The organism is Pseudomonas sp. TE50-2 (genome assembly GCF_040813665.1).
Taxonomy (GTDB): Bacteria; Pseudomonadota; Gammaproteobacteria; order Pseudomonadales; family Pseudomonadaceae; genus Aquipseudomonas; species Aquipseudomonas soli.
Map to the genome: position 1 here is coordinate 2,547,335 of NZ_JBFNXN010000001.1, position 12,203 is coordinate 2,559,537.

Consider the following 12,203-nt stretch of genomic DNA (forward strand, 5'->3'; position numbering starts at 1 on the left):
CCCGTCTACACTCGAATCAGACCCCCTGATCGAGAGGCCGCTATGCCCCTGATGCCGGCCTTCCTGTTGCTGATCCTGCTCGCCTGGAACACAACGGCCGGCGCCCTGACCCTGACCGACGAGGAACAAGCCTGGCTCAGCGCCCACCCGCAGCTGCGCCTGGGCGTCGATGCTTCATGGCCGCCGTTCGAATTCCGCGACCAGGAAGGTCGCTACCAGGGATTGGCCGCCGATTACATCGCCTTGATCCAGGAACGCCTGGGGATCACCCTCAAGCCGATCGAGCCCAGCAGCTGGACCGAAGTCCTCGCGCAGGCACGCAGCAACCGGCTCGACCTGCTACCCGGCATCATGTCCACACCGGAACGGCAGGGCTACCTGGCCTTCACCCGCCCTTACCTGGACTTCCCGATCGTCATCCTCGCCCACTCCGGCGGCGCGCAACCGCGCAACCTCAAGGACCTCTACGGCCTGAAGATCGCCGTGGTGGAGAACTACGCCCCCCATGAGCTGCTGCGCACCCACCACCCGGACCTCAACCTGGTGGCCATGCCCAATGTCAGCTCCGCCTTGCAGGCCCTGGCTACCGACGAGGTGGACGCGGTGGTCGGCGACCTTGCCTCGAGTATCTGGAGCCTGCGCCAGCTCAAGCTCGACGGTTTGTATGTAAGCGGAGAAACGCCGTACCGCTACCAGCTGGCGATGGCCGTGCCGCGGGAACAGAAGATGCTCGTCGGCATCCTCGACAAGGTAATGGCCGACATGAGCAGCAGTGAAGTCAGCCACATTCAGCAACGCTGGGTGGGTAATGTCGTCGACCAACGGACTTTCTGGCACGACGTGCTGCTCTATGGCCTGCCGGCCGTGCTGGTGCTGATGGCCATCCTGGCAGTGGTGATCCGCATCAACCGCCGACTGAGCTCGGAGATTTCCCGACGCATCGCCCTCGAACAGGAACTGCGCAGCAGCGAGTATCACTACCGCGGCCTGATCGAGAGCCTGTCGGCGGTGGCCTGGGAAGCCGATGCCAACGACTTCAGCTACAGCTATGTGTCGCCGCACGCCGAGGACCTGCTCGGCTACCCGACGGGAGAATGGCTCAAGCCGGGCTTCTGGCGCAGCATCCTGCACCCCGAAGATGCCCTGTGGGCGCAGGCCTACTGCGACAGCGAAACAGCCGCCGGGCGCGACCACAGCCTCGATTACCGAGTGATCCGCGCCGACGGCCATACGCTATGGGTGCGCAACATCGTCAGCATGATCGAACACGGCCACAAGTCGCTGATGCGCGGGTTGATGATCGACATCAGCGAAACCAAGCACACCGAAGATGCCCTGCGCCTGTCGGAGCAGAAGTTCGCCTCGGTATTCCAGCAGTGCCCGGACATCCTGATCATCGCCCGGCACAGCGACGGCTGCCTGCTGGAGGTCAACGAAGCCTTCGAGGAACTGATCGGCCTGAGTCCGGCGCAAGTGATCGGCCGCACCGCCACCGAGCTGGGCCTGTGGGGCGTGGCCGGTACCGGCCCGGCCCTGCTCGAGCGCCTGCATCGCGGCGGCATCCGCAACCTGGAAATGACCTTCCGCCGCAACAACGGCGAGTTGTTCACCGGGCTGACCTCAGCCGAGACCTTCGACCTCGACGGCATGCCGGCGCTGGTGGTGGCGATCCGCGATATCAGCCAGTTGAAGGAAACCCAACAGCAACTGCAGACCTCCGAGGAGAAGTTCGCCAAGGCCTTCCATGCCTCACCCGATGGCCTATTGCTGTCACGCCAGAGCGATGGCCTGCTGCTGGAGGTCAACGAAGGCTTCTGCCGTCTCACCGGCTACGACATCAGCCCAACGGTCGACCAGACCTCGCTGGACCTGGGCATCTGGGTCGACCTCAACGAGCGCCAACGCCTGGTCGATCAGCTGCAGCGTGACGGTTTCGTGCGCGATTTCAGCTGCCATATCCGCCGCAGCGACGGGCAGATTCGCCTCTGCGAACTGTCCGCCCGGCCACTGCCCATCGGCGGCGTCGACTGCATGCTGACCATCGCCCGCGACATCACCGAACGCCACCTGATGCAGGAGAAGCTGCAACTGGCCGCCACGGTGTTCGAAAACACCGCCGAGGGCGTACTGATCACCGACACCGACCAGCGCATCAGCGCGGTCAACCGCGCGTTCAGCGAAATCACCGGCTACAGCGAAATCGAAGCCCTCGGCCAGACTCCGCGCCTGCTCGCCTCCGGCCAGCACGACAGCGCCTTCTACGTCGCCATGTGGCACCAGTTGACCGCCGAAGGCCACTGGCAGGGCGAGATCTACAACAAGCGCAAGAACGGCGAGCTTTACCCCGGCTGGCTGACCATCAGCGCCGTGCGCAACCACGAACGCGAGATCACCCACTTCGTCGCCGTATTCGCCGACATCTCCAGCCTCAAGCATGCCCAGGCCAAGCTCGACTACCAGGCCCACCACGACCCACTGACCGGCCTGCCCAATCGCGCCCTGTTCGAAAGCCGCCTGCAGGCCGCGCTCAGCTGCGCCCAGGTATCCAACCGCCAGGGCGCGGTGCTGTTCCTCGACCTCGACCGCTTCAAGCACATCAACGACAGCCTCGGCCACCCGGTGGGCGACCTGTTGCTCAAGGGCATCGCCCAACGCCTCAAGGAGCAGGTGCGCGATGTCGACACCGTGGCCCGCCTGGGCGGCGATGAGTTCATCATCCTTTTGCCCGGCCTGCACAAGCCCAGCGACGCCAGCGCCATCGCCAACAAGCTGCTGGCCGGCTTCCACGCACCGTTCCAGGCCGGCGAGCATGAGTTCTTCACCAGTGCCAGCATCGGCATCAGCCTGTACCCACAAGACGGCACCGATGTCGCCAACCTGATCCGCAATGCCGACGCCGCCATGTACCGCTCCAAGGCCAAGGGCCGCAACCGGGTCGAGGCCTACACCCGCGAACTGACCACCCAGGCCAGCGAGCGCATCGCCCTGGAGCACGAACTGCGCCGCGCCATCGAGCGCAATGAGCTGAGCCTGTGCTACCAGCCCAAGTTCAGCCTCAAGACCCAGAGCCTGGTGGGCGCCGAGGCGCTGATTCGCTGGACCCACCCAACCTTCGGCGACGTGCCGCCCGAGCAGTTCATTCACCTGGCCGAGGAGAACGGCACCATTCTCCAACTTGGCGACTGGGTGCTGGAACAGGCCTGCCGGCAGATGCACAGCTGGAAAAAGACCTACCACGCCTTCGGCCCGCTCTCGATCAACCTCGCCGGCGCCCAGCTGCGCCAGCCCAACCTGGCCCGGCGCATCGAACAACTGCTGCGCAACTACCAGCTCAAGGCGGGCGACCTGCAACTGGAAATCACCGAAAACTTCATCATGAGCCAGGCCGAAGAGGCGCTGAGCGTGCTGCACCAACTCAAGCAGCTGGGCGTGCAGCTGGCCATCGACGACTTCGGCACCGGCTACTCCTCGCTCAGCTACCTCAAGCGCCTGCCGCTGGACATCCTCAAGATCGACCAGTCGTTCATTCGCGGCCTGCCCGACGACCCCCACGACGCCGCCATCGCCCGCGCGATCATCGCCCTGGGCCGCAGCATGCAATTGACGATCATTGCCGAAGGCGTGGAGAACCAGGCGCAGCAGCGCTTCCTCGCCGCCGAAGGCTGCGAGCAGATCCAGGGCTACATCGTCAGCCTGCCCCTGCCGCCGGACGAATTCGCGGCGACCTTTCTTCGCATAGCACAAACGGATCTTTCGGATGGCACGCTATCGAAACCCTCGTTATAATCCAGCGCTCCTGCTGAGGGCCTATAGCTCAGTCGGTTAGAGCAGAGGACTCATAATCCTTTGGTCCACGGTTCGAGTCCGTGTGGGCCCACCACCTTCAAAGCCGCGCACTGCGCGGCTTTCGTGTGTTTGTCAGCCGTACCCCGCCCCGGCCCCAGATCGCCCCTTCATGCCAACTGCGACCACCTGCCCCATCTCGACAAAGCTTATAAATAACTTATAATTCAACCTTGGGAGCAAGGTGGAATGGGCATGAGCACGATCAGCTGGTCACGCAAGGCAGTCAAACAGCTCAGGAAGATCAACAAGGCCGATCAGCCCAAGATCTACGATGCCGCCCAGGCACTGGCTCACATGTCGAACGTCCAGAACGTCAAGACGTTGGTCAATCATCAGTATGGCTACAGGCTACGGGTCGGGAACTACCGCATCCTTTTCGACTGGGACGGCGGGGTGAAGATCGTAAATATCGAAGAGGTCAAGAAGCGCGATGAGCACACCTACTAACGTACAGATCATCAACGGGGCGGATGGCCGGCCAGCCTTCGTCGTGCTCCCTTACGCCGACTACATCTCCAGCCGCCCAAAGGATGACTTGGTGCCCAATGCAGTCGTGGGCTACATGGTCAAAGACGGTTTGACCCCCATCGGCGCGTGGCGCAAGCATCTGGACCTCACCCAGGCTCAAGTAGCAGAGCGCCTGGGTATATCCCAGTCAGCCTACGCCCAACAAGAAGCGGCCGAACGGCCACGCAAGGCTACCCGCGAGAAGATCGCGGCAGCGCTGGGTATACCGGTGCAGTCTCTGGATCTGTAGTTCGGGTCGCTCTGACCAGCGGCAAAGTGCCTTTAGCACACCCGTTCTATTTCGCCATCACTGCCGCGTTTCTAGAATCCCTCCATCGCTTCGGCACCGGGTCGGAGCCCAGTGATCGAGGGAACGTCACATGAATATCCAAGGAACGCTTGGGACCCTGCTCATTGTACCGATGCTGGCCACGCTCGCAGGTTGCGTGGCACCGGGCTCCTACAACCAGGGCCAGCAGCCTAGCCAGATGGCCGGCGGCAATGCCCCGTGCACACCCAGTGCGACCGACAACCTGATATCCACCGGCCGCAGCCTGCTCAGCATCGCCAACTCGGTACTCGAAACCAAGAACAGCATGAATGGCACTTCAGCCACCTATGACCAACGCATGCAGCTTGCGGAGAACGCGCAGAAGGTCAACAAAGGCAACCAGATGCTCGACAATGTCGAGAGCATGACTGCTGGCCTGAAGTCGCCTTGCGCCACGGCGCAGACCAGCGCGTCACGCTGATAAAACCCAGCGACAGCCTTGGGGCAGGCGCCTTCAGTGCCTGGCCCAAGGCTGTTGGCGTAGCGTGACTTCACCTCACGCCTGCTTCGAATGTTCCACCCGCCTCTTTCTCATCGGCCCCAGGCTGGCTAGGCTAGTGCACCCTATGCCGAGACTCGCCATGCCAGACGCCCGCGCTATAACCCTCGACGAAGTCGATCGCCAGTTGATCTCCCTGTTGCAGATCAACGCCCGCGAAAGCGTCGCCACGCTCGCCCGCCAACTGGGGATCGCCCGTACCACGGTGAACTCGCGACTCGAACGCCTGGAACGCAACAAGGTGATCACCGGCTATGGCGTGCGCCTGGGGCAACGCCTGATCGGCGGCGGCCTGCAGGCGTACGTGGGAATCAAGGCGCAGCCACGCTCGGGCAAGGACATCGTGCGCCACCTGAGCGCCATGGGGCAGGTCCAGCAGTTGTGCGCGGTCAGTGGCGAATTCGACTATGTGGCCTGGCTGCTCAGCGACTCACCGGAGCAACTGGACCAGTTGCTCGACCTGATCGGCAGCCTCGACGGGGTGGAGAAGACCACCACGTCGATCATCCTCAGCAGCAAGGTGGACCGCGGGCAGCCAGGCTGAGGCCCTCAGGCCTCCATCGCGTCGAGCAGCCCCTCCAGCAGCGCCCGTACCGTTTCCGCCGAATGCAGGATCGACCAGATCATCGCCCGCCCCGCCTCGGGGGCATGGTGCTGGGCATAGTCGTCGGCGATTTCCTGGATGGCCCGGGCCAGCATGCTGGCGTGGACCAGGGCGTCGGCGGCATCGACGCCGGGGCGTACGGTGAAGATAGGGGGATGGCTGGACTGGCAGGAGCAGAAGGACTGCTCGGTAGTTGGGTTCAGGGCGAGGGGTGGGTCGGGGACGATCTTTTTCATGGTGTTGCCTCCATTACCGGCTCAAGGAAGCCACCACGCAACCTTCTCACGGGAATGGGTGGCAGCCATGCGCGAGGTGAGAACCGGCGAAGTTGGAGGCTACATTCCGGCCAGGCAAAACCTGCCCGCGCACAGCTGCCATGACAGCATGCCTCCAGTTTGATCGCCGGGTTCTCACGCCCGATCACCGAATATGCGGTGACCGGCTGAAGTTAACCGCGAAGGTTTACCCGCACAGCCAGACCGGAGCGACAGGGCTTGTAGGATAGGTCTCGTTAAATTTCACGTCTGTAGGAAAAGGTCTGACAAACAAAAACCTAGCATCCTCCCAATGACATATCCGGCAACTCTCCCCCGCCAGCACTCCCTCGATCCACGTTTAGGCTGATGACATATGCCCTATTGACGTAGCACAAACCTCATCACAAACTATACGCGGATCACGTACAAAAATGGATGCCCTATTTATCGAGCTGCCCGCTTTCGAGCGCTTTCGCAGCCAGTATCTGGACGATGAAGATTTCCGGTCTCTGCAACGCGTACTGCTTCTGCATCCCCATGCGGGTGACGTCATCAAGGGAACGGGCGGCCCCAGGAAGGTGCGTTTCGCCGATGCACTACGCCATAAAGGCAAGCGAGGCGGCACCCGGATCATCTACTACTGGTGGCAGGCCGGGCTGCAGTTCTGGCTTTTCACGCTTTACGGAAAGGAAGTCCAGGATGACCTGACACCGCAGCAACGCCAGGCCCTGAAGAACCTGCTTGAACGCGAATACCTGATGAGGACGACCAATGCCACGCAACATCTTCACTGAACTCACCGAAGGTTTCGACGCCCTTGCCGATGAGCGCGCCGGCAAACTGACCCTGCGTTCGCACAAGGTAGCCTTCGAGGAACTGGCCCCGCTGGCCCCCAATGAACTGACCGAGCTGCGCCAGCGCCTGAACATGTCCCGGGCGGTGTTTGCCGCGTACCTGCGCACCAACGCCCGCACCCTGGAGAGCTGGGAGCAAGGCCGCTCCAAGCCCAACGCCCAGGCCGTGGCGCTGATTCGGCTGGTGCAGAAGTACCCTGAAACCGTCGAGCACCTGGCGTCATTGAGCTGATTCGTCATTTTTTAATAAACATCAATCATCAAGACGAAACAAATCACATAACGACGTCAATTTTCACCTTAATAACGAACACCCCACTTCATAAAATGGCCACCAGGCATTCTCTATACTCAGGCTCCGCCCCCTGCGCAGCCCCTGGCAAGGTCATTACATGAACAAGAAAAACCGCCACCCCGCCGACGGCAAGAAACCCATCACCATCTTCGGCCCGGACTTCCCCTTCGCCTTCGACGACTGGCTGGAGCACCCGGCCGGCCTGGGCAGCATTCCCGAGGCGCGCCATGGCGAAGAGGTGGCGATCGTCGGTGGCGGTATTGCCGGGCTGGTGGCGGCCTACGAGTTGATGAAGCTGGGCCTCAAGCCCGTGGTGTACGAAGCTTCCAAGCTGGGTGGCAGGCTGCGTTCGCAGGTGTTCAACGGCACCGACGGCATCGTCGCCGAACTGGGCGGCATGCGTTTCCCGGTGTCGTCCACCGCCTTCTACCACTACGTCGACAAGCTGGGCCTGGAGACCAAGCCCTTCCCTAACCCGCTGACGCCGGCCTCGGGGAGTACTGTGATCGACCTGGAAGGCCAGACCTACTACGCCGAGAAGTACGCCGACCTGCCACAACTGTTCCACGAAGTGGCCGACGCCTGGGCCGACGCCCTGGAGAGCGGCGCGCAGTTCGCCGACATTCAGCAGGCCATTCGCGACCGCGACGTACCGCGCCTGAAAGACCTGTGGAACAAGCTGGTGCCGCTGTGGGACGACCGCACTTTCTATGACTTCGTCGCCACCTCGCGCTCGTTCGCCAAACTGAGCTTCCAGCACCGCGAAGTGTTCGGCCAGGTGGGCTTCGGCACCGGCGGCTGGGACTCGGACTTCCCCAACTCGATGCTGGAAATCTTCCGCGTGGTGATGACCAACTGCGACGACCACCAGCACCTGGTGGTCGGCGGCGTCGAGCAGGTGCCGCAGGGCATCTGGCGCCATGTACCGGAGCGCTGCGCCCACTGGCCGGCGGGCACCAGCCTCAGCACGCTGCATGGCGGCGCGCCGCGCACCGGGGTCAAGCGCATTGCCCGCGCCAGCGATGGTCGCCTGGCGGTCACCGACAACTACGGTGACGTGCGCCACTACGCTGCTGTGCTCACCACCTGCCAGAGCTGGCTGCTGACCACCCAGATCGACTGCGAGGAGTCGCTGTTCTCACAGAAGATGTGGATGGCCCTGGACCGCACCCGCTACATGCAGTCGTCAAAGACCTTCGTCATGGTCGATCGCCCATTCTGGAAGGACAAGGACCCGCAGACCGGCCGCGACCTGATGAGCATGACCCTCACCGACCGTCTGACCCGCGGCACCTACCTGTTCGACAACGGCGACGACAAGCCGGGGGTGATCTGCCTGTCCTACGCCTGGATGAGCGACGCCCTGAAGATGCTGCCGCACCCGACCGAAAAGCGCGTGCAACTGGCCCTCGACGCGCTGAAGAAGATCTACCCCAAGACCGATATCGCCGGGCATATCATCGGCGATCCGATCACCATCTCGTGGGAGGCCGACCCGCACTTCCTCGGCGCCTTCAAGGGCGCGCTGCCGGGCCACTACCGCTACAACCAGCGCATGTACGCGCACTTCATGCAGGCCGACATGCCCGCCGAGCAGCGCGGTATCTTCATCGCCGGTGACGACGTATCGTGGACCCCGGCCTGGGTCGAAGGCGCGGTGCAGACATCGCTCAATGCCGTGTGGGGTATCATCAACCACTTCGGTGGCCAGACCCACCCGGACAACCCCGGCCCGGGCGATGTGTTCCACGAGATCGGTCCGATCGCCCTGGCCGACTGAGTGAAGGAGTAGCGCCATGCGCATCGCCCTGTTCCAGGGCACGCCCAAGCCGTTGGACGTGCCCGGCAATCTCGAGCGCCTGCAGCACCAGGCCCAGCAGGCTGCCGCCCAAGGCGCGCAGTTGCTGGTGTGCCCGGAGATGTTCCTCAGCGGCTACAACATCGGCCTGGACCAGGTGGAACGCCTGGCCGAGGCCGAGGACGGCCCCTCGGCGATGAGCGTCGTCGAGATTGCCCAGGCGCACCGGATCGCCATCGTCTATGGCTACCCCGAGCGGGGCGAGGACGGGACGATCTACAACAGCGTGCAACTGATCGACGCCCATGGCCGCAGCCTCTGCAACTACCGCAAGACCCACCTGTTCGGTGAGCTCGACCGCTCGATGTTCAGCCCAGGCGCCGATCACTTCCCGGTGGTCGAGCTGGACGGCTGGAAGGTCGGCATGCTGATCTGCTACGACATCGAGTTCCCGGAGAACGCCCGGCGCCTGGCGCTGAACGGCGCTGAGCTGATCCTGGTGCCGACAGCGAACATGGCGCCCTACGACTTCGTCTGCCAGGTGACCGTGCGCTCGCGGGCGCAGGAGAACCAGTGCTACCTGGTATACGCCAACTACTGCGGCAGCGAGGGCGAGATCCAGTATTGCGGGCAGAGCAGCATCATCGGGCCGGACGGCGATGTGCTGGCGATAGCCGGCCACGAGGAAGGCCTGTTGCTGGCAGATCTGCAGCGCGAGCGGATAGTGAAAGGGCGGGAAGCGTTTCCCTACTTGGCGGACCTGCGTCGGGATCTGCACTGATTGCGCCATTTTGCGGCCTGTCGCCACGACAAGCCGGCTCCCGCAGAGGGCCAGCCAGAACAGACAACCTCGGCATTGCGCGCTAGCATGGCGTCATGTCCGACGCCATCCGCCACCATACCCTTGCCAACGGCCTGCGCCTGACCCTGCGCCACGCCCCGCGCCTCAAGCGCGCGGCGGCGGCGCTACGGGTGCATGCCGGCAGCCACGATGCCCCGGCGTGCTGGCCGGGCCTGGCACACTTTCTCGAACATCTGTTCTTCCTCGGCACCGCGCGCTTCCCACTGGACGACGGCCTCATGCGCTATGTCCAGGGCCTGGGGGGCCAGGTCAACGCCAGCACCCGCGAGCGCACCACCGACTTCTTCTTCGAAGTGCCGCCCACAGCGCTGGCCGGTGGGCTGGAGCGCCTGTGCCAGATGCTCGCCGAACCGGACTTCGCCATCGAGCGCCAGCGCCGCGAACGCGAGGTGATTCATGCCGAGTTCATCGCCTGGTCGCGCAACCCCGAAGCCCAACGCCAGTTCACCTTGTTGCAATCGGTGTCGGCGCGCCATCCGCTGAGCGCTTTCCATGCCGGCAACCGCTACAGCCTGCCGCTGGAAAGCCCGGCCTTCCAGCAAGGGCTGAGACGGTTCCATCAACGCCACTATCAAGGCAAGCAGCTCACCTTGAGCCTGGCCGGCCCGCAGTCGCTGGATGAGCTGACACTATTGGGCAGACAGTACGGCGAGCTGTTCGCCCAGGGTGCGGGCACCGTACGCAACCGGCCGCCCACGTTGCTCGAAGCGCCTTTGCGCCAGCCAACCGCGTGGGGTGCCCGTCATGACTGGCTGTTCGCCCATGACCGCGTGCCGGAAGGCGCGGAGCAGGCGCTTGAATTGTTATTGGCCCAGCTCACCGACAGCCGGCCTGGCGGTTGGCTGGATGCCTTGCGCAAACGGGGCTGGCTGCAGGACTGCAAGGCGCAACAACTCCACGCCCATGCCGGGCAGCTGCTCTGGCATGTCCAGTTGCAGCTGTCGGACGAGGCATGCCTGGCCGAGGCCCGGGCGCTGCTGTATGGCTGGCTGGGTTTTCTACGACAGCAGGATCCTGGACAGCTGAACCTGCGCTTTATTCAACTGCAGCAACGCCGGGAACAAGCTGGCAGCGCGCTCGAACTGGCCCAGCGCGACAGCGCCGGCCGGCCATTCAGCGGCCTGTCCGCCCAAGGCCTGACCGCCTTCGATGCACTGTTGGCCGACCTGCCATCCATGGTTGCGGGAGACTGGCAACTGCCCCCCGAGGAAGCACTGCTGGCAGACACACTGCCCACGATCGGCAGGGCATTGCCAGCCGCGCTCGGTATCGGCCACTGCCTGCAGCCAGCACGCCAGTTCGCGGCCCTGGACCTGCGCTGGCAGGTTCCGTCACCTCTGCGCCAACGCCTGTGGACCGTTCTCGGGCACAGCCTCCGACCGTTGCGCGAGCGTGCCACACAGGCGGCATTGCAACTGGGCTTCGAGGCCAGCGGCGAGTACTGGCAGTTGCGTCTGGCGGGGCATCCCCTGGCCGTGATCAACGCCACACAGGAGGCGCTTGCGTTGCTGCGCGTGCCTGCCAGGCAGCATTGGCAGGCGCCAGCGGCAGCCGAAGCCCCCTTGATACCGATCCGCGCCTTGCTCAAGGCACTGCCGGACACCTTGCTGATGGGCGCAATGCAACCACTACCGGCCTGCACGCCGGACCAGCCGCAGCTCGATTCACTCTGGCAGCAGGCTCGGTGGCAGGGGTTGGCACAAGGATTCGACGCAACGCAGCAGGGGGCGTTGGGAACCGTATTGCAAGGCCTCATGGGCCAGCCTGCCGAGCCTTCAGCGCCACGCCCGATCCAGGGACGCCACTGGCGGCACATCCAGACTTCGGGCAGCGAGCCCGCACTGTTGCTGTTCTGCCCATTGCCTGCGCATCTGCAGCCCACCGGCCGCCTGCTCGCCCAGCTGTTGCAAGGCCCGGTCTATCAACGCCTGCGCGTCGAGTTGCAGTTGGGTTATGCAGTAATCAGCGCCTTTCGTCAGATCGAAGGCTACGGTGGGCTCCTGTTCGGCGTGCAATCGCCGCACGCCAGCCACGCGCAGATCCTTGGCCACCTGCTGGAACTGCTGGGTCAAGGCGTCGCGCTGGACGCCGCTGCCCGTGCGCAGTTGGCAGACCAGTTCGACGAAGCGGCGATGAGCAATGCCGATGTCGTGCAATGGGCCTGGCAGGCACATATGGCGACACATAATCCGGACCTTTCGCGCATGCAGCGGTCTATTCTCAACGTCGAACAAGCTCAGTTGGACGAACTTCTGCAGCAACTCATCGACGCCAGGCACGGTTGGCTGTGCATGGCCAATGCCGCCGCCCCAGACACAAAATGGCGATGACGCATAGGAGGATTGTTACC

The 12,203-nt window shown here is 63.6% G+C and carries 11 protein-coding genes and 1 tRNA gene; 11 read left to right on the top strand and 1 reads right to left on the bottom strand.

The features are described from left to right. Positions 1-42: 42 nt before the first annotated feature. The 6 genes from AAHK21_RS11700 to AAHK21_RS11725 all read left to right on the top strand — a co-directional run bounded on the left by AAHK21_RS11700 (position 43) and on the right by AAHK21_RS11725 (position 5,727). Entirely contained in the window at positions 43-3,786 is a 3,744-nt protein-coding gene (locus tag AAHK21_RS11700; protein ID WP_367857301.1) for an EAL domain-containing protein, read from the top strand. 17 nt (positions 3,787-3,803) lie between these two features. Next, a tRNA-Ile gene (locus AAHK21_RS11705) sits at positions 3,804-3,880 on the top strand. A gap of 158 nt (positions 3,881-4,038) precedes the next feature. After that, positions 4,039-4,293, top strand: a complete 255-nt coding sequence (locus AAHK21_RS11710) for a type II toxin-antitoxin system RelE/ParE family toxin (RefSeq protein ID WP_367857302.1) — start codon at positions 4,039-4,041, stop codon at positions 4,291-4,293. Beyond that, the gene (locus AAHK21_RS11715; protein ID WP_094011513.1) at positions 4,277-4,603 is read left to right on the top strand and encodes a helix-turn-helix domain-containing protein; all 327 of its coding nucleotides are present in this window, start codon (positions 4,277-4,279) and stop codon (positions 4,601-4,603) included. The genes AAHK21_RS11710 and AAHK21_RS11715 overlap by 17 nt, the downstream gene beginning before the upstream one ends. 130 nt (positions 4,604-4,733) lie before the next feature. After that, a complete protein-coding gene (locus tag AAHK21_RS11720; protein ID WP_367857304.1) occupies positions 4,734-5,105 on the top strand; it encodes a hypothetical protein in 372 nt (123 codons plus the stop codon). Between the two features lie 160 nt (positions 5,106-5,265). Beyond that, entirely contained in the window at positions 5,266-5,727 is a 462-nt protein-coding gene (locus AAHK21_RS11725) for an Lrp/AsnC family transcriptional regulator (RefSeq protein WP_367857305.1), read from the top strand. A 5-nt stretch (positions 5,728-5,732) separates the two neighbouring features. Here the strand turns inward: AAHK21_RS11725 and AAHK21_RS11730 are convergent, their stop codons facing one another. Further along, positions 5,733-6,023: a DUF3077 domain-containing protein gene (locus tag AAHK21_RS11730; RefSeq protein WP_028689051.1), complete on the bottom strand. Its 291-nt coding sequence runs from the start codon at positions 6,021-6,023 to the stop codon at positions 5,733-5,735. 452 nt (positions 6,024-6,475) lie between these two features. Here AAHK21_RS11730 and AAHK21_RS11735 point away from each other — a divergent pair, with 452 nt between their 5' ends. The 5 genes from AAHK21_RS11735 (at position 6,476) to pqqF (ending at position 12,183) form a co-directional block, all read left to right on the top strand. Beyond that, positions 6,476-6,838, top strand: a complete 363-nt coding sequence (locus tag AAHK21_RS11735) for a toxin (protein WP_367857306.1) — start codon at positions 6,476-6,478, stop codon at positions 6,836-6,838. After that, entirely contained in the window at positions 6,816-7,130 is a 315-nt protein-coding gene (locus AAHK21_RS11740) for a DNA-binding transcriptional regulator (protein WP_023630006.1), read from the top strand. The genes AAHK21_RS11735 and AAHK21_RS11740 overlap by 23 nt, the downstream gene beginning before the upstream one ends. A gap of 160 nt (positions 7,131-7,290) precedes the next feature. Further along, positions 7,291-8,973, top strand: coding sequence for an NAD(P)/FAD-dependent oxidoreductase (locus tag AAHK21_RS11745; protein WP_102681915.1), 1,683 nt, complete (start codon positions 7,291-7,293; stop codon positions 8,971-8,973). A 16-nt stretch (positions 8,974-8,989) separates the two neighbouring features. Beyond that, entirely contained in the window at positions 8,990-9,772 is a 783-nt protein-coding gene (locus AAHK21_RS11750) for a carbon-nitrogen hydrolase family protein (protein ID WP_367857307.1), read from the top strand. 95 nt (positions 9,773-9,867) lie between these two features. Beyond that, positions 9,868-12,183: a pyrroloquinoline quinone biosynthesis protein PqqF gene (gene pqqF, locus AAHK21_RS11755; protein WP_367857308.1), complete on the top strand. Its 2,316-nt coding sequence runs from the start codon at positions 9,868-9,870 to the stop codon at positions 12,181-12,183. Positions 12,184-12,203: the final 20 nt, after the last annotated feature.